Annotated in this window: 18 protein-coding genes; 15 read left to right on the forward strand and 3 right to left on the reverse strand. The window is 37.1% G+C overall.

From position 1 onward, the window contains the following. Nucleotides 1-485 precede the first annotated feature (485 nt). From rpoB to AC52CF_RS02160, 13 genes are all read left to right on the forward strand, one after another. Nucleotides 486-4,307, forward strand: coding sequence for a DNA-directed RNA polymerase subunit beta (rpoB, locus tag AC52CF_RS02100; RefSeq protein WP_116547782.1), 3,822 nt, complete (start codon nt 486-488; stop codon nt 4,305-4,307). 84 nt (nt 4,308-4,391) lie between these two features. Then, nucleotides 4,392-8,657: a DNA-directed RNA polymerase subunit beta' gene (gene rpoC, locus AC52CF_RS02105; protein WP_375180904.1), complete on the forward strand. Its 4,266-nt coding sequence runs from the start codon at nt 4,392-4,394 to the stop codon at nt 8,655-8,657. Between the two features lie 86 nt (nt 8,658-8,743). After that, entirely contained in the window at nt 8,744-9,049 is a 306-nt protein-coding gene (locus tag AC52CF_RS02110; RefSeq protein ID WP_029295596.1) for a DUF3467 domain-containing protein, read from the forward strand. 170 nt (nt 9,050-9,219) lie between these two features. After that, nucleotides 9,220-12,051 (forward strand): T9SS type A sorting domain-containing protein, encoded by a 2,832-nt coding sequence (locus tag AC52CF_RS02115; protein WP_375180905.1) that lies wholly within the window; start codon nt 9,220-9,222, stop codon nt 12,049-12,051. A gap of 3 nt (nt 12,052-12,054) precedes the next feature. After that, nucleotides 12,055-12,534, forward strand: a complete 480-nt coding sequence (locus AC52CF_RS02120) for a hypothetical protein (RefSeq protein WP_375180906.1) — start codon at nt 12,055-12,057, stop codon at nt 12,532-12,534. A 60-nt stretch (nt 12,535-12,594) separates the two neighbouring features. Further along, complete coding sequence (locus AC52CF_RS02125; protein ID WP_214590988.1) at nt 12,595-13,095, forward strand: hypothetical protein; 501 nt, start codon at nt 12,595-12,597, stop codon at nt 13,093-13,095. Between the two features lie 35 nt (nt 13,096-13,130). Continuing rightward, nucleotides 13,131-15,275 carry a TonB-dependent receptor gene (locus AC52CF_RS02130; protein WP_214590987.1) on the forward strand — a complete coding sequence of 715 codons (2,145 nt, stop codon included), beginning with the start codon at nt 13,131-13,133 and terminating at the stop codon, nt 15,273-15,275. A gap of 117 nt (nt 15,276-15,392) precedes the next feature. Then, nucleotides 15,393-16,043 carry a Crp/Fnr family transcriptional regulator gene (locus tag AC52CF_RS02135; RefSeq protein ID WP_214590986.1) on the forward strand — a complete coding sequence of 217 codons (651 nt, stop codon included), beginning with the start codon at nt 15,393-15,395 and terminating at the stop codon, nt 16,041-16,043. 121 nt (nt 16,044-16,164) lie between these two features. Next, the gene (locus AC52CF_RS02140) at nt 16,165-17,010 is read left to right on the forward strand and encodes a DUF5777 family beta-barrel protein (RefSeq protein ID WP_214590985.1); all 846 of its coding nucleotides are present in this window, start codon (nt 16,165-16,167) and stop codon (nt 17,008-17,010) included. A 3-nt stretch (nt 17,011-17,013) separates the two neighbouring features. After that, on the forward strand, nt 17,014-17,352 hold the full coding sequence (locus AC52CF_RS02145) for a c-type cytochrome (protein ID WP_235131857.1): 339 nt from the start codon (nt 17,014-17,016) through the stop codon (nt 17,350-17,352). An 8-nt stretch (nt 17,353-17,360) separates the two neighbouring features. Continuing rightward, nucleotides 17,361-17,906: a YceI family protein gene (locus tag AC52CF_RS02150; RefSeq protein ID WP_214590984.1), complete on the forward strand. Its 546-nt coding sequence runs from the start codon at nt 17,361-17,363 to the stop codon at nt 17,904-17,906. Then, on the forward strand, nt 17,903-18,430 hold the full coding sequence (locus tag AC52CF_RS02155) for an ankyrin repeat domain-containing protein (RefSeq protein ID WP_214590983.1): 528 nt from the start codon (nt 17,903-17,905) through the stop codon (nt 18,428-18,430). The genes AC52CF_RS02150 and AC52CF_RS02155 overlap by 4 nt, the downstream gene beginning before the upstream one ends. 3 nt (nt 18,431-18,433) lie before the next feature. Further along, nucleotides 18,434-19,177 (forward strand): T9SS type A sorting domain-containing protein, encoded by a 744-nt coding sequence (locus AC52CF_RS02160; protein ID WP_214590982.1) that lies wholly within the window; start codon nt 18,434-18,436, stop codon nt 19,175-19,177. Nucleotides 19,178-19,205: 28 nt separating this feature from the next. Here AC52CF_RS02160 and AC52CF_RS02165 read toward each other — a convergent pair whose 3' ends face one another. Beyond that, nucleotides 19,206-19,385 (reverse strand): hypothetical protein, encoded by a 180-nt coding sequence (locus AC52CF_RS02165; RefSeq protein WP_214590981.1) that lies wholly within the window; start codon nt 19,383-19,385, stop codon nt 19,206-19,208. A 132-nt stretch (nt 19,386-19,517) separates the two neighbouring features. On the opposite strand from AC52CF_RS02165, the gene AC52CF_RS02170 reads away from it, so the two are divergent. Next, nucleotides 19,518-20,801, forward strand: a complete 1,284-nt coding sequence (locus AC52CF_RS02170) for an alkaline phosphatase family protein (RefSeq protein WP_375180908.1) — start codon at nt 19,518-19,520, stop codon at nt 20,799-20,801. Nucleotides 20,802-21,109: 308 nt separating this feature from the next. On the opposite strand, the gene AC52CF_RS02175 is transcribed toward AC52CF_RS02170, so the two are convergent. Continuing rightward, a complete protein-coding gene (locus AC52CF_RS02175) occupies nt 21,110-21,679 on the reverse strand; it encodes a Rossmann-fold NAD(P)-binding domain-containing protein (protein ID WP_496517774.1) in 570 nt (189 codons plus the stop codon). Next, the gene (locus AC52CF_RS02180; RefSeq protein WP_496517775.1) at nt 21,679-21,993 is read right to left on the reverse strand and encodes an NAD-binding protein; all 315 of its coding nucleotides are present in this window, start codon (nt 21,991-21,993) and stop codon (nt 21,679-21,681) included. The genes AC52CF_RS02175 and AC52CF_RS02180 overlap by 1 nt, the downstream gene beginning before the upstream one ends. A 102-nt stretch (nt 21,994-22,095) precedes the next feature. Between AC52CF_RS02180 and AC52CF_RS02185 the strand changes: the two genes are divergently transcribed. Further along, on the forward strand, nt 22,096-22,479 hold the full coding sequence (locus tag AC52CF_RS02185) for a winged helix-turn-helix transcriptional regulator (RefSeq protein WP_496517776.1): 384 nt from the start codon (nt 22,096-22,098) through the stop codon (nt 22,477-22,479). The last annotated feature ends 93 nt before the right edge of the window (nt 22,480-22,572 follow it).

Genomic DNA, 22,572 nt, shown 5'->3' on the forward strand with positions numbered 1-22,572 from the left:
TAAATCTTAGGTTATAATAATTAATTTTAAGATTAAGTTTTTTTTATTAAGGGCGGGTCATCCATATTTTGGATGACCTTTTTATTTTTCAGCGAAATAATTAACATCTTCAAAATGAAGTTGTTTTATTTGTATATAAAAATAAAATGTTGTAAATTTGCAGTCTCTTTTGGCGCGAATAATTGTTTGTAAATCTATAAAATATTGAATATCACCTCTTTCATGGAAATGAAGAGGATTTCGTGTGTATAGATACTGCGGCTGTTCTGCCTCAAAAGTAATAAAAATATTTTGCATTACGCTGTGAAAAGATATACCAGTGTTGCAGTTAGGAATAAGATTCTGAGAATCAAGAGAAAAAAATATAAGACTATTTCTAATAGCGCCAACATTATAAGGTCTTTTGGAACTTTTCTCTTCTCAAACTCTTTTTTCTGATATTTTTTAATGAATCAAAATATTTTTTAACCTTTCTTAAAAGTTTTATGAGTAAAACAACACCTACAACTAGGGGAAATCAGAGAGTGAATTTCTCTTCAGCGAAAGGAAAAATCATTACTCCGGACTTTCTGGATATCCAGATTGAGTCTTTTAGTGAATTTTTCCAGCTTGATACGCTTCCTGAAGACAGAAAAAATGAAGGTCTTTACAAGACTTTTCAGGAAAATTTCCCGATTACCGATTCCAGAAACCAATTCGTATTGGAATTTTTGGATTATTTGGTAGATTCTCCACGTTATTCAATCGATGAGTGTGTGGAAAGAGGTTTAACGTATTCCGTTCCTCTTAAAGCAAGACTTAAATTGTATTGTACAGATCCTGAACACGAGGATTTCCAGACTGTGGTTCAGGATGTATACTTAGGTCCGGTTCCTTACATGACGCCGTCTGGTTCATTCATTATCAATGGAGCAGAGCGTGTAATTGTAACTCAGTTACACAGATCTCCGGGTGTATTCTTCGGACAGACTTATCACGCAAACGGAACCAAATTGTACTATTCAAGAATTATCCCTTTCAAAGGATCTTGGATGGAATTTACGACCGATATCAACAGCGTAATGTACGCGTATATCGACCGTAAGAAAAAATTACCATTAACCACTTTATTAAGAGCGATCGGGTATGAGTCTGATAAGGATATCCTTCAGATCTTCGACCTTGCTGAAGAAGTGAAAGTTTCTAAAGCTGCCCTTAAAAAAGTAGAAGGAAGAACATTGGCTGCGAGAGTATTGAACACTTGGTTCGAAGATTTCGTAGACGAAGATACCGGTGAGGTTGTTTCTATCGAAAGAAACGAAATCATCTTAGACAGAGAAACGATTCTTGAAAAAGAACATTTAGATCTTATTCTTGATGCGGGTGTGAAATCAATCCTGATTCACAAAGAAAATAGCAACGAATTCTCTATCATCCAGAATACACTACAGAAAGACCCTACAAACTCTGAAAAAGAAGCAGTAGAGTATATCTATCGTCAGTTAAGAAATGCAGATCCGCCAGATGAGGAAACCGCAAGAGGAATCATTGAAAAATTATTCTTCTCTGAGCAAAGATACTCACTTGGTGAAGTGGGACGTTACAGACTAAACAAAAAATTAGGGCTGAACATTCCTACGACAACTGAGGTTCTTACAAAAGAAGATATTATCGCGATCGTAAGACATTTGATCGAGCTTGTGAACTCTAAAGCTGAGGTTGATGATATCGACCACTTATCAAACAGAAGAATTAAAACTGTTGGTGAGCAATTAGCAGGACAGTTCGGGGTAGGTCTTTCAAGAATTGCAAGAACAATCAAGGAAAGAATGAACGTTAGAGATAACGAAATCTTTACTCCGCTTGATCTTGTTAACGCGAAAACATTAACATCAGTAATCAACTCGTTCTTTGGTACCAACCAGCTTTCTCAGTTCATGGACCAGACCAACCCACTATCAGAAATCACGCACAAGCGTAGACTTTCTGCATTAGGACCTGGAGGTTTATCAAGAGAAAGAGCAGGTTTCGAGGTTCGAGACGTTCACCATACCCACTACGGAAGAATTTGTCCGATTGAAACTCCGGAAGGACCAAACATCGGTTTGATTTCATCTTTAGGTATTTATGCGAAAATCAACAGACTTGGTTTCATCGAAACTCCGTACAGAAAAGTAGCAGACAGCAAGATTGATCTTAATGCAGATCCTATCTACTTAAATGCAGAAGACGAGGAATCTAAAGTAATTGCTCAGGCAAACGTTGAATTGAGCGATAACGGTGAATTCGAAACAGACAGAATTATTGCAAGATTAGATGGTGACTATCCTGTAGTTGAGCCATCTCAGGTAGACCTTATCGACGTTGCACCAAACCAGATCTCTGGTATCTCCGCTTCATTAATTCCTTTCTTGGAGCATGATGATGCGAACCGTGCGTTGATGGGATCGAACATGATGCGTCAGGCAGTTCCTCTATTGAAGCCGCAGGCTCCGATTGTAGGTACAGGGCTTGAGCAGCAGGTTGCAAGAGATTCAAGAATCTTAATTAACGCTGAAGGTACAGGTACTGTAGAGTATGTGGATGCCGACAGAATCGTTATTAAATATGAAAGAAGCGAAGACGAAGATTTAGTACAATTCGAATCTGCTACTAAAACATATAACTTAACTAAGTTCAGAAAAACCAACCAGAGTACTACCATTACTCTAAGACCTAACGTAAGAGTAGGTGATGTAGTGGAAAAAGGACAGGTACTTTGCGACGGTTATGCTACTGAAAAAGGAGAATTGGCTCTTGGTAGAAACTTAGTGGTTGCGTTCATGCCTTGGAAAGGATACAACTTCGAGGATGCGATCGTAATCAACGAAAAAGTAGTTCGTGAAGACTGGTTTACTTCAATCCACGTAGATGAATATTCTCTTGAAGTTCGTGATACCAAATTAGGTATGGAAGAATTGACAGCAGATATTCCAAACGTTTCTGAAGAAGCTACTAAAGATCTTGACGAAAACGGTATGATCAGAATCGGTGCTGAAGTGAAGCCTGGAGATATTATGATTGGTAAAATCACTCCAAAAGGTGAATCTGATCCGACTCCTGAAGAAAAACTTTTGAGAGCGATCTTCGGTGACAAAGCTGGTGATGTAAAAGATGCTTCATTGAAAGCAGATTCTTCATTAAGAGGTGTTGTTATTGACAAAAAATTGTTCTCAAGAAACATCAAAGATAAAAAGAAGAGAACTGAAGAAAAACTTAAGCTTGAAGAAATTGAAAACACTTACAAGGCTAAGTTTGATGATTTGAGAAATACTTTAATTGAAAAATTAAATACCCTTGTAAGCGGTAAAACTTCTCAGGGCGTGAAAAACGACCTTGATGAAGAAATCATCGGTAAAGGGGTGAAGTTCACTCATAAATTATTAACTTCAGTTGAAGATTATGTAAACGTTAGCGGTTCAGACTGGACAGTTGATAACGATAAAAATGAATTAATCAAACAGTTAATTCACAACTACAAAATCAAGTACAACGATATTCAGGGAGTTAAAAACCGTGAGAAATTTGCAATTTCAATCGGAGACGAATTACCTGCAGGGATCATGAAGTTGGCTAAAGTGTATATCGCTAAGAAACGTAAACTGAATGTAGGAGATAAAATGGCGGGTCGTCACGGTAACAAAGGTATCGTTTCGAGAATCGTTCGTGAAGAAGATATGCCATTCCTTGAAGACGGAACACCGGTAGATATCGTATTGAATCCACTTGGGGTACCTTCGCGTATGAACATCGGTCAGATCTATGAAACAGTTCTTGGATGGGCTGGTCAGAAATTAGGATTGAAGTTCGCGACACCAATCTTCGACGGAGCTAGCTTAGACCAGATTACAGAATACACTGAGAAAGCAGGTCTTCCTAAATTCGGTCACACTCACCTTTATGATGGGGGTACCGGAGAAAGATTTACTCAGGCTGCAACAGTAGGGGTAATCTATATGTTGAAACTTGGGCACATGGTTGATGATAAAATGCACGCACGTTCTATTGGTCCATACTCATTGATTACTCAGCAGCCGTTAGGAGGTAAAGCTCAGTTCGGAGGTCAGAGATTCGGAGAGATGGAGGTTTGGGCACTTGAAGCATTCGGTGCATCAAATATCCTGAGAGAGATCCTTACCGTGAAGTCGGATGACGTTATTGGTAGAGCGAAAACTTACGAAGCCATTGCAAAAGGTGAATCAATGCCTGAACCAGGTATTCCGGAATCCTTCAATGTACTGCTTCACGAGTTACAAGGTCTTGGATTAGACGTAAGACTAGAGGAATAATTTTAAATTTTAAATTATAAATGCTGAATGGAAACATTCGGAAATTAATCTAAAATCTAAAATCTAAAATTTAAAATCTAACAAATGTCAAATAAAAATAAATCAAGTAGATTTAATAAAATAACCATCGGTTTAGCTTCACCGGAATCGATTCTTCAGGAATCGAGAGGGGAGGTTCTTAAGCCGGAAACTATTAACTACAGAACGCATAAGCCTGAAAGAGACGGTTTGTTCTGTGAAAAAATCTTCGGTCCTGTAAAGGATTACGAATGTGCTTGTGGTAAATACAAGAGAATTCGTTACAAAGGGATCGTTTGTGACCGTTGTGGAGTAGAAGTTACGGAGAAAAAAGTACGTAGAGAGAGAATCGGGCATATCAATCTGGTAGTTCCAATTGCGCACATCTGGTATTTCCGTTCTTTACCGAACAAAATCGGTTACCTTTTAGGAATTCCTTCCAAGAAATTGGATATGATCATCTACTACGAAAGATATGTAGTGATCCAGCAGGGTATTGCTAAAAAATTAGACGGTTCTGATTTCGAAAATATGGAGTTCTTAACTGAAGAAGAGTACCTTGATATCATGGAAACTCTTCCGATTGAGAACCAGTATCTTGATGATTCTGATCCGAACAAATTCATCGCTAAGATGGGTGCGGAAGCGGTTGAAGAATTATTAAAAAGAATCGACCTTGATGCATTGTCTTTCGACCTGAGACACAAAGCACACAACGAAGGTTCAAAACAAAGAAGAACTGAGGCTTTAAAAAGATTGAACGTTGTAGAAGCATTAAGAGGTGCCAATACAAGAATGATCAACAAGCCTGAGTGGATGATTATGCGTGTGCTTCCGGTTATCCCGCCAGAACTAAGACCATTGGTTCCGTTGGATGGTGGACGTTTCGCGACTTCCGATTTGAATGACCTTTACAGAAGAGTTATTATCAGAAATAACCGTTTGAAGAGATTGTTGGAGATTAAAGCTCCGGAAGTAATCTTAAGAAACGAGAAGCGTATGCTTCAGGAATCAGTAGATTCATTATTCGATAATACAAGAAAATCTTCAGCAGTAAAATCTGAATCAAACAGACCATTGAAATCACTTTCAGATTCATTGAAAGGGAAGCAGGGTCGTTTCCGTCAGAACTTATTAGGAAAAAGAGTAGATTACTCTGCGCGTTCCGTAATTGTTGTAGGTCCGAACTTACAGCTTCACGAGTGTGGTATTCCTAAAGATATGGCTGCGGAACTTTACAAACCGTTCATCATTAGAAAACTAATTGAAAGAGGAATTGTAAAAACAGTAAAATCTGCAAAGAGAATTATCGATAGAAAAGAGCCGGTAGTTTATGATATCCTTGAAAACGTGATGAAAGGTCACCCTGTTCTACTGAACAGAGCACCTACGCTTCACAGACTGGGTATTCAGGCTTTCCAGCCTAAGATGATCGAAGGTAAGGCAATCCAGCTGCACCCGTTGGTAACAACAGCATTCAACGCCGATTTTGACGGTGACCAGATGGCGGTACACTTACCGTTAGGTCCTGAGGCGATCCTTGAGGCTCAGTTATTAATGCTAGGTTCTCAAAATATCTTAAACCCTGCAAACGGTTCTCCAATTACAGTACCTTCTCAGGACATGGTTCTTGGTCTTTATTTCATGACCAAAGAATTGAGTTCTACAGAAGATATGAAAGTAAAAGGTGAAGGTCTTGCATTCTATTCTCCTGAAGAAGCGGAAATCGCTTATGCTGAAGGTCGAGTTTCATTAAACGCTAAAGTAAGATGTAGACTACCAGTAAAAGAAGACGGAGAAATCGTTACTAGATTAATCGAAACTTCTGTTGGTAGAATTTTATTCAACCAGATTGTACCGAAGCAGGTAGGTTATATTAATGAACTTCTTACGAAGAAATCATTAAGAAACGTTATCGGTAAGATCCTTGCAGATACAGATTTCCCTACAACTGTGAAGTTCCTGGATGCAATGAAAGACTTAGGATATTCAAACGCATTCAAAGGAGGTCTTTCTTTCTCATTAGGAGACATCGTGGTACCTGTTGAGAAAAAGCAGATGATTGCTCAATCAATCGAAACTGTAGACGAAATTAGAGCTAACTATAACATGGGTCTAATTACAGATACAGAACGTTATAACCAGGTAATTGACGTTTGGACAAATACCAACGCAGGATTAACGGAAATGATCATGAGCAGAATGAAAACTGACCAAGGTGGTTTCAACTCTGTATACATGATGCTTGATTCCGGAGCGAGGGGTTCTAAAGAACAGATCCGTCAGTTATCAGGGATGAGAGGTTTGATGGCAAAACCGCAGAAAGCAGGTTCTACCGGTGCGGAGATCATCGAAAACCCGATCCTTGCAAACTTTAAAGAAGGTCTTTCCATTCTAGAATACTTTATCTCTACCCACGGTGCCCGTAAAGGTCTTGCGGATACCGCTCTTAAGACTGCCGATGCAGGTTACTTGACGAGAAGATTGGTAGACGTTGCACAGGATGTTATCGTTACAGAAGACGACTGTGGAACTTTAAGAGGTACAGAAGTTACCGCACTTAAGAAAAATGACGAGATTGTTGAAAGAATTTCAGAAAGAATCTTAGGTAGAGTATCATTACATAATATTTATGATCCTGAAACGGACGAATTAATTGCAGAAGCAGATCAGGTAATCACTGAATCATTCGCGAAGAGAATTGAAGAAGCTGGATTAGAAGCTGTTGAAGTTCGTTCGCCACTTACTTGTGAGGCTAAAAAAGGGATTTGTGCAAAATGCTACGGTAGAAACTTGGCAACAGGTAAAATGATTCACATGGGTGAAGCGGTAGGTGTAATTGCAGCACAATCCATCGGGGAACCGGGAACTCAGCTTACGTTGAGAACTTTCCACCAGGGGGGTACTGCAGGAAACGTATCAGAAAACCCGTCAATTGTTGCAAGAAGAGACGGTATCGTTGAAATGGATGAGGTAAGAACAATTACTTCTGAAGATGAAAACGGTAATACTGCTGAAGTGGTAGTTTCTCGTTCAACAGAATTCAGATTAGTTGCTGATAACGAGTCAAGAACTCCGTTAATGGTGGCTAACGTACCTTACGGTTCCATATTATCTGTGAAGCCGGGTGATAAAGTGAAGAAAGGTGACGTAATCTGTAAGTGGGATCCGTACAACGCGGTTATCATTGCAGAAACTGCAGGTAAGGTAGAATACGAAGACATTATCCAAGGGGTATCATTCCAGTTGGAGATTGACGAACAGACAGGATTTGAAGAGAAAGTAATCTCTGAATCCAGAAATAAGAAAGCCGTACCAACCTTGAAGGTGGTAGATTCTAAAGGGGTTGAGCAGAAAGCATACAACTTACCGGTAGGAGCCCACTTAATGGTAAACGATGGTGAAAAAATTAAGGCTGGTAAAGTCTTAATCAAAATCCCGAGAAAATCTGCAAAAGCAGGGGATATCACCGGAGGTCTTCCGAGAGTTACCGAATTATTCGAAGCAAGAAACCCTTCAAACCCGGCGGTTGTTACAGAAATCGATGGGGTAGTTTCTTACGGAAAAATCAAGAGAGGTAACCGAGAATTGATCGTTGAAGCTAAAACAGGAGAGAGAAAAATTTATTTAGTTAAATTATCCAACCAGATTTTAGTACAGGAGAATGACTTTGTAAGAGCTGGTTCACCACTTTCTGACGGTTCTATTACTCCGGACGATATCTTAAGAATCAAAGGTCCAACTGCGGTTCAGGAATATTTAGTAAACGAAATTCAGGAAGTTTACCGTTTACAAGGGGTAAAAATCGACGACAAGCACTTCGAAATCATCGTAAGACAGATGATGACGAAAGTATCTATCGTTGACGGAGGTGATACTCAGTTCCTTGAAGGTGCTCTTGAACACAAATATGATTTCTTGGAAGAGAATAACAGAGTATTCGGTCTTAAAGTAGTAGTTGATGCCGGAGATTCTAAAGTATTCCTGCCGGGACAGATGATTACTGCAAGAGAATTAAGAGACGAAAACTCCAAACTGAAGCGTGAAGATTTAGCTTTAGTAGAAGTAAGAGAAGCTTTACCGGCTACAGCAACGCCTGTATTGCAGGGGATCACGAGAGCAGCTCTTCAGACGAAATCCTTCATGTCTGCAGCATCGTTCCAGGAAACGACTAAAGTTCTTAACGAAGCAGCAGTTGCAGGTAAAGTAGATGATCTTAACGGTCTTAAAGAAAATGTAATTGTAGGACACAGAATTCCTGCAGGTACTGGTCTTAAAGAATACCAAAATGTGATCGTAGGTTCTAAAAAAGAATTCGAAGATCTTAACTAAAAATAATGATTCGGAAATTTGAGGTTTGAATTTATTTTTATATTTTCACAACCTCAAAATTTCGAATAAAAAAATATTTTATAACAATGGACAACAATCAAAATCCACAAGACGGAAACATCAACATCGAATTAAACGAAATGGTAGCAGCTGGAATCTATGCTAATTTAGCTTTAGTAAACCACTCTCCATCTGAGTTTGTAGTAGATTTCATCCAGTTAATGCCGGGAGTACAGCAGGCGAAAGTAAGATCAAGAGTTATTCTTGCTCCACTTCACGCAAAAAGAGTACTTTCTGCTCTTCAGCAAAATATTGCTAATTATGAGCAGCAATTTGGAGAAATTAAAGAAGTTGAACCTTTCGTATTAGGAGGAAACAACGTAAACGCTTAAGATTTACTCTAAAAAATAAAAGAATGCCTCAATTTTTATTGAGGCATTTTTTTATAACCCTATTTAACATAATAATTGATTTTGCTTTTTTTATTGGATTATTTTACATAATTTATAAATTTTTATAATATTATTTGCGTATATGATTTATATTTGTAAAAAATCTAAAAATGAAACGATATACTATTCTTGGTATTATGTTATGCATAACCGGAAATATACATGCACAAGATAAAACGCTTCAGGCAAATCAAAAGCATCTTCAGGAATTATACTCCAAATATCAGAAAAACTTAAAAAAACAGCATAAATTATCGAAGTCTGCGGGAATTCCACCTAATCCTTATAACGAAGAAGATTTCAAGAGAACGATGGACCCTGTAACGGGTGAAAATAATTTTGGTTCTCTTGCAAAGCTGAGTGAAGAAATTGCTCAGGGGAAATATGCGCCAACTGCTCCTATGTCTTTTATTAACAGAGGAGGATCTTCTACCAATAAGATCGTTAACGAACCATGGATTGAAAGAGGACCGTACAGTGTAGGCGGAAGAACGCGTGCTATTATGTATGATCCGAATGATCCTACAGGAAAGAGAGTGTTTGCGGGAGGTGTTTCAGGAGGACTTTGGGTAAATCAGGACCCTTCGGTAAGTACAAACGAATGGACTCCAATAAGCACATTCTGGGCGAATACTTCTATATCGTCCATTGCTTATGATCCAAATAATCCACAGATAATATATGTGGGAACAGGAGAGTCCTGTACTGCGGATGCAATAGGTTCAGGAATATGGAAATCCATTAACGGAGGAAGTACATGGACGCAGATTTTTACCATTACTCCAACCTATTCCGGTAACGTAAGAAGCGGAAATTTTTACATCAATGATATCAAAGTAAGAAACAATGGAGGAGTTTCGGAAGTTTATGCCGGAGTAAGCGGTAATTATAACGACGGAGCATTTCAGGGTTTAAGTCAGGCAGGATTGTATAAATCTACCGACGGAGGTGCTACCTTTACAAAAAATACAAGTTTACTGGCACTTAATACCACTACCAATACAACCAGTACAACGGGCTATTCTATTCAGCAGATAGAAATTGGAGCAGACAATTCAGTTTGGGTGTCTACAAGATCTTCAAGATATTCTAATATAGATTCAGGAGGAAGAATTTTAAAATCTGCGGATGGAAATACTTTCAGTGTAGTTTACAATGTCGGAAATTCCGGTGCGAGAGTTAATTTTACACTTTCCAGAACAGATGCCAACAAAGTTTACGCCCTTATGCAGGGAGCGAACAGTACTTCTGAACCTGTTCGTATTGCTAGATCTACGGATGGAGGAACAACATGGCAGGCAACAAATGATGCCACTCCGGTTATCACGCTTCCGACAGCAACAGATACAGGAATTCCGGCAAACGATTTTACAAGAGGACAGTCTTTCTATGATCTTATTATTGCTACCGATCCTCTGGATGATAATACAGTTTATATAGGAGGAGTTGATCTGTACAAATCTACAAACGGAGCAGCAAACTGGACGCAGATTTCAAAATGGTCCAACAACAATAACATGGCTGCGTTACAGGTTTCGCAGGTACACGCAGATCAGCATGAAATAGTTTTTAACCCTTTTAATAACTATTCTACCAATCAGATGATGTTTGGAAATGATGGAGGAATTTATTTTGCGGCAAATAAAAACACTATTGCAACCACATCAGGTTTTGCTGCAAGAAACACAAGATACAACGTTACCCAGTTTTATACTGCTATGCTGAATCCTATTAAAACACCTTCTAATGAAGAACTTTTAGCGGGAGCTCAGGATAATGGTTCCTGGTGGTTATATGGTGCTCCACAGGCGAATAATTTCTTAACAAGTCAGGCAGCAACATCAGGAGACGGAATGTATACCGAATATGACGATCAGGATAATTATGAAATTGCAAGTTATGTGTACAATAATCACTATCTGTTAACGAGCAGTACTTATTATCTTATCTCTAGCGCCAACAGAAATGCTTATGGTCATTTCGTGAACGAAATTGCTTTGGACAGAATTAATAATGTATTCTATTCTTACCGTTCAGGGTTAACTATATTCAGAACAGGTGGATTGTCTGCCACATCAACTACATTTACTAATGATGTAGTTACTGTGGGAACAGCACAGACAAACGAGCAGATTTCATGGATGAAGGTTTCTCCTTATACAACAGCTTCTACAACACTATTTGTAGGAACTAATTTAGGAAGAATTATCAAGGTTACAAATGCAAATACGACATCGTATGCGTTTACTGTACTTACAACACCCGCTGCGGGAACCATTTCTGATATCGAATTCGGAAAAAATGAAAATGAGATTATGGTAACATTATCCAACTATAATCTTACAAGTGTATTCTTTTCTACAGACGGAGGAACAACTTGGCAAAACAAAGAAGGAAATCTTCCTGACATGCCGGTAAGAACAATTCTTGGAAATCCTGATGACGCTAATGAAGTAATCCTTGGAACAGAAATGGGAGTGTGGGGAACTACCAATTTCCTTTCTGCATCGCCAACCTGGTCTTCTATCAGTGGAAATATCGGAAATGTAAGAGTTACAAATTTAGATTACAGACCTACAACAAGAACCGTTTTGGTTTCTACCTATGGAAGAGGAGCATGGACTACTCAGAATACAACCGTTACTTTAGCTACTGGCGATGTAAAAAGTAAAAACAACGAAACAAGAATATACCCTAACCCTTCAAAAGGGATTTCACACATAAGATTTGATTCTGCTAAATACAATACAGTAGATATCAGTATCTTTGATGCTTCAGGAAGACTGGTTTACAGCAAAAAGAATGTGAAATCTGATGAAGAATTCGGTCAGAGATTAACTCCGGGGAATTACATCCTGAAAGCTGAATCCAAAGGAACAGTTGTATACAGCGGAAACTATCTGGTTTTAGGGAAAGTAAATGATGACGGAGATGACGATTAAAAAATGAACAATCAGCTATTGATAATTATATTTTGGATACTGGCGTTTTCCTGTAAAGCGCCGGTTTCCTCATTTTATCAGGGGAATGTAACTTTAGTTTCTGCGGAAAAAACAGAATGGTCCGGCGGAAGACCCGGTGTAAGAGGAATTTTATACACTGTAGCTTTAAAATTAAAAAACAGTAAAGATCGTATTACTGTAAAATCTTTCAAAGCTGAAGGCAATGTGTTGAAGTTTGCACAGTCTGTTTCAGGAAATACAATAACTGTAAAAGGTAACCTTCAAAAACCGGACGAGATCAATAATCTGGAATATTCACCTTCCGGATCTGCAGTTGTAAAATCTGAAAAAACGATTTCTTCAGACCCAAAAGAAAACTGGATAGAATACACCGTAAAAGATTCTGATAAAAGTTACAAAATCAATATCCCAAAATTCACTTTGGTAGAACCAGAGGGAGAACTCATCCCCCGAAGACAATAAATTTTTTTGCACAAAAAACTGTTTTTCATATTTCTGTTTATTCCTTTAATGATCGTATTGATGAATATGATCTATCCTTTTGTTTCCTACATTAAAACCAAAATTTATGAAACAACACAATATCATATTTTAAATCATAAATTGGATGCAGCAGAAACCATTTATTTTTCTGAGAAAGAAATTGTAAATGCTGAATGGAAGGAAGAAAAAGAATTTACATTAAACGGATTTTCTTACGATATCATTAAAGTTGATCTTAAAAACGGTGAAAAATACTATCACTGCTATTTTGATAAAAAAGATATTGTTATTCATTCAATTCTAAAATTTTCAGAATTTTTTGCGGCAAAAAAAATAGGGGCATGGCGGCATTTTAATTCGCCTTTTCAGCATAAGAAAATCATAAAGACATCCAGCTTTTTTACTTTTTTCGAAGCAGAAAAACTTCATTTTTTTACCTTTTATTTCAGACCGAAATCAGATTATCTTAAAAGATTAAAAAATACATATTATCTGTCAGTTATTATTCCGCCTCCGGAAAAAAGTTTTATCTCATCATAAACTTTTAAACGACAAATAATTAATTTTTAAAATCAATGAAAAAATATATATGCATTGCAGCTTTATTAGGCTGCACAATTGCAAGTGCCCAACAATCATCAGAAATCGAAGAAGTTGCAATCCAGGGAAGAAAAAAAATAAAACAGGAACGGGCAGAGTTCAAAAGACATGCACAGTCCGTGGAAACCCTTTCGGAAGAAGAACTTAGCAGAAATAATCCGGCAGCAATAGACCAGACTTTATCTACAATGCCCGGAGTTCAGGTCGATAAAAGAACGAATTTCGGAGGACAGAGACTGGTTGTCCGCGGATACGGAAACGATCAGAAGTTTAATAACTGGGGAGTAAAAGCCTACTGGAACAATATGCCTTTAACCAATGCCGAAGGAATTACCATTCTGGATGACATCGATTTTGCTTATGTAAACAATGTTGAGGTGATCAAAGGACCTGCGGCAACCATGTATGGCGGCGGAGTAGGAGGAGCGGTTCGCTTTTATACCCGTCCGGATTTTACCAAAGGTATTACTGTTTCAGAAAACGCTTTAGTTGGTGCTTTTAAAACATTTCAGTCCCGCACTCAGCTCAATGTTGCGGATGAAAACTATTCTGTGAACGCTGCATACGGTCACCTTGAAACCGATGGTTACAGACCTAACGGAAGCGGTCTGAAAAACTTTTTTAACGTAAACGGAACAGTTAAACTCGGAAAAAATGATCAGTTAAGCTTCTTTGGAAGTCAGGCTTACTCTTACGAACATACTTCAGGACAGATTTCTTATGATGATTATTATGCAGGAATCGACAATGGAAATCCGGCTTACATCAGAAAAAATTCAGGAACAAAAATAAAATCCACACGAGTAGGATTAAGCAATTCTGTAAATATTCTTCCGAATCTTAGAAATTACACCACGCTTTTTTATTATAATGGAAATACGGAGAGTGTTTCTGCAGGGGCTTTCGGTGTAACCAGTTCTCCCAATGTAGGATTACGTTCCACATTTACCCTGAAAAATGAATTCAAAGATTTCGAAAACAGATTGGATTTCGGAACGGAGATTCAGAATTCAATGTCTACGACTTCAAGTTACCGTTTTACAGGATCAATTACAAATCCATTAGAAACTACAGGCATTTCAGGAGCTTCTTATTTTAAATACAACAACAATCAGGCAACCTATTTTGCAATAGATTATCTAACGTACAAACCTTGGGGATTGACATTTCTTGCGGGATTAAGTGCGAACAGAACCAATTACGACAGAAAAGACTTGTTTGCAGTTCCGGGTTTAATTACGGGGAAGAAAGACCAGTCATTTACCAAGCAGTACGAAACAGCTTACACTCCGCACTTTGCACTACAGAAAGAGTGGAAAAATCAGATTTTTAATCTAAGCTACAGTGAAGGATACAACGCTCCGACAGCTACGGCTTCTTTTATTAATTTTACGAATACCGCAAATAACGATTTGCAGCCTGAACGTGCTAAAATGCTAGATTTCAGTGTACACGGATTATTATTGGATACCAAGCTTGATTATCAGGTTTCTGTGTTCAGAATTGATTATTCTAATAAATTGACACAATTAGTAATCCCAAATTCGGGAAACCAAACATATTGGTCAAATACAGGAAGCCAGAAAAATAATGGTCTGGAAGTGAGCATAGGATATCAGTATAAAAACGATAATTCTTTCATCAACAGAATCGTTCCTTTTGTTAATATGTCTTATTATGATGCTAAATATAAAGATTTTAAAACAAGATTGCTGGGAGCGGATCAAACTTATGACCACAAAACTGTAGTTGGCGTTCCAAGAAATAAATACGCAATTGGTCTGGATTTATATACAAAACCCGGTTTTTATCTCGTAAACACATACAATTATTTAGGAAATGTCTACACAGATTTTGCCAATACCAATCTGGTAAAAGGATTTGGATTGCTTAATTCCAAACTGGGGTATAAAAAATCTTTCGGAAGATTCGATCTTGATGCTTATGTGATGGGAAATAATCTCACCAATCAGATTAATTATACATTTCTGTTCTTAGGAAACAGCATTAATGATTCAGATACAGGAAGTGGTTATCCGAAAGGAGTAGCAACGGATCTTAATCCGGGACCAAGCAAATCCTATTTCTTTTATGGTTTGAACCTTAAATACAGGCTGTAAATTAAAGAAAGCTGTTTCACAAAAGTGGAGCAGCTTTTTTTTATAATATTCTTCAATAATTCTCTGCATTAATATGCTGATATTTTTTAAATTTGTTTTTTAGTTAGGGATATAAAGATGATCAATAATCCGTTTATTATTAACAAGTTTGGCTTTTTAGGGAATGACTTTTTAAAAGAGCTGGATAAGCATGCTGTTGTTACTGAAATTAAAGCCAAAACCGAAATTGTAAGAGAAGGGCAGAAAAATAAATTTGTTCCCTTTCTTATTAAAGGATCTATACGAGTGTTCAGCCTGAATGACGGGCGTGAACTGATTTATTATTATATTCGTGCCAACGACAGCTGTCTGATGACATTTTCTTCAATTTTTACAGACTACACAAGCCGGATCTATGCCGTTACGGAAGAAGATTCTGAAGTCTTATTATTTCCTGTATCCGTTGTTCACAGATGGCTGATTAAGTTCCCTGAAATCAACAGGCTTTTCTACTCAGAATACGATAAAAGATTTATCGATTTAATGAATATGGTTAATGATGCAGTCTTTCACAGGCTAGACAAGAGAGTTTTAAATTATATAAAACAGCAGATTTCAGTTACCGGAAATAATCCGATAAAACTTACCCATAGAGAAATTGCAAACAGTTTGGGTACCTCGAGAGAGGTGGTAAGCCGTGTTTTGAAAAAAATTGAGAATGAGGGAGAGATCATCCAGACAAAAGAAGGCATAAAAATATCTGTAAATGAAAATGTTAGTCAGGGCTAATACATTACATTTAATTAATTTAACATTTTGATTGATAAAAACAATTCAGTCGGTGACTTTTATCACACAATTGTAACTCGATAAGTCGATAAGTTTGTTATACTAATTTAAATATACTTGTATGACAAAAGCTCTCTTATTTTTGTCAATGTTCGCATCAGTTTTTTCCTTTGCACAGGAAGATCTGCTGAAAGATATTGATACCATTCAGACAAAAAACACCGATGTTTCCCAACCCGCTTTTAAAGCATTACAAATTGTTACAGGGCAATCTACCAAACTTCCTGCAAAGAACGAGTGGTATATTGTTGTAGCGCACCGTTTTGGTGATGTAAGCAAAGGCTTTAAAGAATTCTTCGGGCTGGATGATGCTTCTACAAAACTGGGTGCAATTTATGGTGTTACAGATAAAATTTCATTAAGTCTTTCCAGAGAAACCAACCTGAAAACTTTCGAAGGCGGAGTAAAGTACAAGCTAGTACAGCAGAATGAAAATTTTCCTGTAGACATTGTAGGGTATAATGTTTTGGCAGTAAATACAGATCTCAGCAAAGATAATTATCCGCATCTTCAGTTCGGAGACAGGCTTTCTTATCTTACACAGGCATTAATTTCCAGAAGATTCAGCGATAAATTTTCCCTTCAATTGTCGCCATCGTATGTTCATAAAAATCTATATGAGCCTACCATTGAAGACAAAAACCAGTTTCTTGCAGGTTTGGGAGGACGTTACAAAATCTCTAAAAGAGTTTCTATTAATGCAGAGTATTTTGTGAATTTCGACAATCACAGTTTTTATAAAAATCCACTTTCTTTAGGGATGGATATAGAAACCGGGGGACACGTGTTCCAGCTATTATTCACCAACTCCCAGCTTAATTCGGATATCGGTTATTTAACCAATGCTGCAGGAAAATGGGAAAAAGGGCAGATTTTCTTTGGGTTTAATCTTTATAGAGTATTTTAAAGTATGAAAAAGTTTATGTACATCATTTCATCAGCAGTTGTATTAACCGCTTGTGAAAGCAGAACGTATGAGGAAATCTCGGATAATACTCCGATTACCGGAGTTGTAACCTATAATAAAGATGTAAAACCCATTATTGATGCCAATTGTGTAAGCTGCCATTCTCCGGGACCTGAAGATCTTAGAACGTATTCTCAGGTGAAAGGCGATATAGATGGAATTATCGACAGGATAAGCCGCGCGAACGGCGATCCTTTAAAGATGCCTCAAGGCGGAAGCTTATCACCTGCACAGATTAATATCATTACAAAATGGAAAGCCGACGGGCTTCTTGAAAATTAAAGATCAATATGAAAAAGCTAATTTTAATTATATCAGCATTATTTTTTACTAATCTTGCGTTTGCACAGAAATATATGTCTAAAACCGGAAAAGTTTCTTTTGAAGCCTCGGTTCCTTTATTTGAAGATGTTTTTGCGCAGGACGACAATAATGTGGCAGTTATCAATGCCGATACCGGAGAGTTTGCGTCGGTTTCAGTGGTTAAAAATTACCATTTCAAAACAAAATTAATGGAAGAGCATTTCAATGAAAGCTATGCTGAAACTGCTAAATATCCAAAAGCAACCTTCACCGGAAAAATACTGAATTTTGATAAGTCTAAATTATCGGCATCTCCTCAGAAATATACAGTTCAGGGGAAATTGAATTTTCATGGAGTAGATAAAGCGTATAATTCCACTGCTGCTATTTATTCCAAAGACGGAAAAATTTATATGTCAGGCGGATTTATAGTAAAAACGGCAGATCATAAAGTAACCATCCCTAAAATGGTGTCTAAAAAAATTGCTGAAAGTGTAAATGTTCAATACAATTATGTTCTTACAAAACAATGAGAAAATTAATTTTATTGATGGGAATTTTCCTGAGCTTTACTTTTGTAACAGCTCAGGATAAGACTAAATCTATATTTGATCTTGCGAGAAGCGGTACAGTCGCTGAAGTTAAGGATATGATGAAGCAGAACCCTGATATTATTAATCAGACCAATGAAAGCGGTTTTTCTCCTTTAATTCTGGCTTGCTACAGAGGAAATGTTGAGGTTGCCAAATTTCTGATAGACAATGTGAAAGACGTGAACTATAAAAGTCAGGAAGGAACTGCATTATCAGGGCTTTCTGTGAAATATAACAAAGATCTCGTAACCTATCTCCTCAATAAGAAAGCAGATCCTAATATTGCAGATGCTACAGGATCTACCCCTTTATTTTGGGCGGTGAAATTTGGTAATAAAGAACTGATAGAATTGTTACTCAGATATAAAGCAGATAAAACCTTAAAAGATGCACAGGGAATGACTCCTTTTGAGTATGCTTTACAGACAAACAATAAAGAAATAATCAACCTACTTAAAAATTAAAAGATGAAAAAAATTCTACTTATTATTTCAATGGCCATTGCTAATCTGGCTTGGTCACAATTTACGACAAGTACAGTAAGTTTGGGATCTACAGGAATGACTGTGAAAATAGATACCGATGCTACAACAGCTACAATTACGTTAACAGGTTCCAGTACTACATGGTTAGCTATAGGTTTTGGAGGAACGTCTATGAGCGCGATTACAGATTATTTTATCTGGAATTCTACCACAAGCAGAGACTATACAGGTTTAAGCTGTCAGTGTCAGCCAACTGCTGACGCTTCTCAAAGCTGGACGGTAACATCCGATACTACTTCGGGAACTGTAAGAACTGTTGTTGCAACACGACCGTTAACATCATCAGGAGATTATACTTTTTTGAATAATACATCCTCAATTCCTATTATTTATGCCAAAGGTTCTTCAACTACTTTAAGCCAGCACTCATCTACCAACAGAGGTTCCACAACTCTAACGAGAACGGCTCTTCTGGCAACCAACGAAGCAGCAGCTCAAAGCAAAAAAGTAGTTCTTTACCCAAATCCTGCAAAAGAAACCGTTAATTTTAAAAACGCAGATAAAATAAAAAATATCGATGTTTTTGAATCTACAGGAAGAAAGGTAAAAACCATAAAAGCAGATGCGAAGGAAATAAATATTTCTGATCTAAAATCCGGAAATTATTATCTGGAAATTACTTTGAAAGATGGAACAACTTCTTTTGAAAAGTTAATCAAAGAATAAAACAGAGACCACTGAAAAGTGGTCTTTTTTATGAAAAATATAAAATGATAATTGTGGCAGAAACGATTAATATAATTCCTGCTAAAGTATTTTTTAATCCCTCAGATTTAGGATGGGAACGGTATTTCTCGTTCATTCTTTCAGAATCGCAGTGGTAAATAAATATCCAGCGAATAAAATTTCCTAAAAGATCCAGTAAAAATTCCAATATTTTATATTTTATCCAAATATAAAATATTCTTTATTTACACTCATTCTAAAAAATACTTTTAATCTTTTTTTAACCGGAGAATCTTTTCTTTCAGGATTCTAGATCCTAATTTTGCACAAAATATAAATCATGAAGAAAAGCCTTCAATTTTTACTGTTAATTTTTTCACTGACAGTTTTCGCCCAAAAAGAAAACACTGATATAGAAGAGGTTGTAATTGCTGATCGGTACAATACTGCTGAAGCCCAGACAAAACCTTATGTCATCATGATTTCTACCGATGGGTTTCGTTATGATTATGCTAAAAAATACAATGCAGAAAATCTGTTGAAATATTCCAATGAAGGAGTTCAGGCAAAAGCAATGATTCCCAGTTATCCAAGTATTACTTTTCCCAATCACTGGACATTGATTACCGGATTGTATCCCTCTCATCACGGACTGATCGATAATTATTTCTACGATTATCAAAAGAAGGAAAGTTACGCCATGAGCGATAAAAAAAATGCCGAAGACGGAAACTGGTACGGCGGAACTCCGCTTTGGGGACTCGCTGAAAAACAGGGAATGCTTTCTGCTTCGTTAATGTGGGTAGGTTCTGCAAGTAATGCCGGAGGAAACAGACCAACCTATTATTACCATTATAACGAAAAATTCTCACCGCTGGAAAAAGTGGATAAAGTAATCGAATGGCTAAAATTGCCAATGGAAAAAAGACCGCATTTCATTTCACTGTATTTTCCTGAGGTTGATGCAAGCGGACATCATTTCGGTCCGGATTCCAGAGAAACGGAAGATGCGGTTCATCTTGTGGATGGAGCCATTGGAGAACTGGTGAAAAAGGTTCATGATTTAGGCTTACAAAATGTAAACTTTGTCTTTGTTTCGGATCACGGAATGATAAAAGTGGATGGAGGAAGCCCGTTGGAAATTCCCGCAATGCTTTTTAATAAGGAAAGATTTGATTTTTACAATTCACAGACTTTATTAAGAGTATACGTTAAAAATCCTGATGAGGTTAAAAAGGTTTATAAAGAATTAAAAGCTAATAAAACAGAAGATTATGAAGTCTATCTGGATAAAAAGCTTCCCAAATATCTTCATTTTTCAACAAAAGATGATCGGTACAAAAGAATCGGGCAGATTTTATTAATTCCGAATGCTCCTAAAATATTTTTGGAAAAAGGTAAAAAATCATCAGTAGGAAAGCACGGCTACAATCCGCAGACAGTTCCTGAAATGAAAGCCACATTCTTTGCGTGGGGACCGGAATTCAAAAATAATAGGGTAATCGATGAATTTCAGAATATCAACGTTTATCCTTTGGTTGCAGAAATTTTAGGATTGAAAATCGATCAGCCGATTGATGGGAAATTGAAGGTTCTGAAGGGGATTTTAAAAGAAAAGGAATAAATTAAGGTTGAGGTAAAGGTTAAATTTAAATAATCTATTGATAAAAGTTTCGGCGAGCCTTTGGCTCGCCGAAACTGATTTGAATGTAATGATTAAATGAAATAATGAAAATGGAGCATTAAGAAAATTTAAATTTAGTCCGTTAAGAAATTTCCACTCTTTGAAGCGCGAGACAAATATTAAATCAAAAGACAAATCTTTAATTCGCGCAAGTTTTGGAAATTTTAGGATTAAATTTTAATGTTTAGCGCAAGTTTCCGAGTCTTGAATTTTTGTTTCAGGACAAAAGAAAAAGTTATAAAATAACATTAAGCATTAAATTTATCCGCAAACTCTTTGGCAAACTCCTCCAGTTTAATTTCGCCATCAACAATAGAACCATGTTCAATAAAATCCTTTTGAACAATGCCTGTTCTGATTCCTCTTCCCATTTCCGTATACAATTCTGCCATTTCCTGCGGAACTCCTGCCTGAAGCATTCCGTGTAAAGAATCTTCATCCTTAAATTCTATCCAAGGAAGTTCCGGTTTTCCGATGGTATTTCCGAAAATATTTGCAAAATCCTGCGCTTTACGAACGTCGCTCACAATATATCTTATATTTTTACCTTCAGAATTTTTTACCAGTTCTTCAGCAGCAGCTTTTGCAATATCTTTTGGATGAACTAATGGAACTTCCGTGTGATCCGGATAATTTGCGCCAAGAATTCCTGCGTTTTTAATCAGAGGAATATCATTAAAGAAATTGATGTAGAAATATCCTGCTCTTAAAAAAGTGACTGACGTATTTTCCAGCTCATTGTAGAATTTCTCAATAGCATGAAGACCTTTTATCGGTCCGTTTTCCACAAGAGAATCTGCTCCGATGCTGCTTAGCATTACGATTCTTTTAACTCCGGTTTGTTGTACGGCTTCAGCATAATTCTTTCCTGCATTTTTGTGTTTTCAACAAGATTTTCAAATCCCATATTGGGTGGAGTCATCAGAAACGCGGCATCATTTCCTTTAAAAGTTTCAACTAAAAAGTTCAGGTCTGTAATAGAACCGATAGCGGCTTTGGCTCCCAGATTTTCAATTTCACTTTTTTTAGATTCGCTGCTGCTGATTACGGTGATGTCATGTCCTTCTGCAATTAATTGCTCTGCAAGAGGTTTTGCTACATTTCCCAATGAACCGGTGATGATGATTTTCATAATTTTTATTTTTTTGTTGATAAATATTTTTTTATTTCCTGATACAAAGGTATATTTGTACTTACTTTTATACAAGTACTTACCCTAAAGTATGTATTCATTATGACAGCCATAAAAGAAACATCAACCATTCAGCAGAATAAAAAATACGCACTCGATTCCTGTCCTGTAACGTATGTCATGGAAAAGATCGGCGGATTCTGGAAACCGATAATTTTATATCATCTTTCCAACGGAGACAAAAGATACAGCGAACTGAAGCGCTCCATTCCTGCGGTAACCGAAAAGATGCTCATCCAGCATTTAAAGCAACTTGAAAATGACGGACTGATTATCAGAACCGCAAAACCTGTTGTTCCTCCACACGTAACCTACGAATTGAGTGAGGCAGGAAAAGGTTTAATTCCCGTTATCAGTTCCATGGCAGAATGGGCATTTAAACATATGGAAGGAAAATATGACCATTTAAGAAATGCAACATTCTAAAAATTTAACAATCAGAAAGCTTAATTTCCATAAACCATAAACCACCAACCGTCAACAAAAAAGCCCTCCGAAGAGAGCCTTAGTTAACAATAT

It is taken from the genome of Chryseobacterium sp. 2P, from assembly GCF_059579425.1.

Bases quoted from the DNA above. Each gene is read 5' to 3' on its own strand.
- AC52CF_RS02160 (WP_214590982.1), top strand. From the start codon at position 18,434: ATGAAAAAAATTCTACTTATTATTTCAATGGCCATTGCTAATCTGGCT.
- rpoC (WP_375180904.1), top strand. From the start codon at position 4,392: ATGTCAAATAAAAATAAATCAAGTAGATTTAATAAAATAACCATCGGT.
- AC52CF_RS02140 (WP_214590985.1), top strand. From the start codon at position 16,165: ATGACAAAAGCTCTCTTATTTTTGTCAATGTTCGCATCAGTTTTTTCC.
- AC52CF_RS02130 (WP_214590987.1), top strand. From the start codon at position 13,131: ATGAAAAAATATATATGCATTGCAGCTTTATTAGGCTGCACAATTGCA.
- AC52CF_RS02175 (WP_496517774.1), bottom strand. From the start codon at position 21,679: ATGCTAAGCAGCATCGGAGCAGATTCTCTTGTGGAAAACGGACCGATA.
- AC52CF_RS02145 (WP_235131857.1), top strand. From the start codon at position 17,014: ATGAAAAAGTTTATGTACATCATTTCATCAGCAGTTGTATTAACCGCT.
- AC52CF_RS02120 (WP_375180906.1), top strand. From the start codon at position 12,055: ATGAACAATCAGCTATTGATAATTATATTTTGGATACTGGCGTTTTCC.
- AC52CF_RS02115 (WP_375180905.1), top strand. From the start codon at position 9,220: ATGAAACGATATACTATTCTTGGTATTATGTTATGCATAACCGGAAAT.
- AC52CF_RS02150 (WP_214590984.1), top strand. From the start codon at position 17,361: ATGAAAAAGCTAATTTTAATTATATCAGCATTATTTTTTACTAATCTT.
- AC52CF_RS02135 (WP_214590986.1), top strand. From the start codon at position 15,393: ATGATCAATAATCCGTTTATTATTAACAAGTTTGGCTTTTTAGGGAAT.
- AC52CF_RS02185 (WP_496517776.1), top strand. From the start codon at position 22,096: ATGACAGCCATAAAAGAAACATCAACCATTCAGCAGAATAAAAAATAC.
- AC52CF_RS02170 (WP_375180908.1), top strand. From the start codon at position 19,518: ATGAAGAAAAGCCTTCAATTTTTACTGTTAATTTTTTCACTGACAGTT.
- AC52CF_RS02180 (WP_496517775.1), bottom strand. From the start codon at position 21,993: ATGAAAATCATCATCACCGGTTCATTGGGAAATGTAGCAAAACCTCTT.
- AC52CF_RS02155 (WP_214590983.1), top strand. From the start codon at position 17,903: ATGAGAAAATTAATTTTATTGATGGGAATTTTCCTGAGCTTTACTTTT.
- AC52CF_RS02125 (WP_214590988.1), top strand. From the start codon at position 12,595: ATGAATATGATCTATCCTTTTGTTTCCTACATTAAAACCAAAATTTAT.
- rpoB (WP_116547782.1), top strand. From the start codon at position 486: ATGAGTAAAACAACACCTACAACTAGGGGAAATCAGAGAGTGAATTTC.
- AC52CF_RS02110 (WP_029295596.1), top strand. From the start codon at position 8,744: ATGGACAACAATCAAAATCCACAAGACGGAAACATCAACATCGAATTA.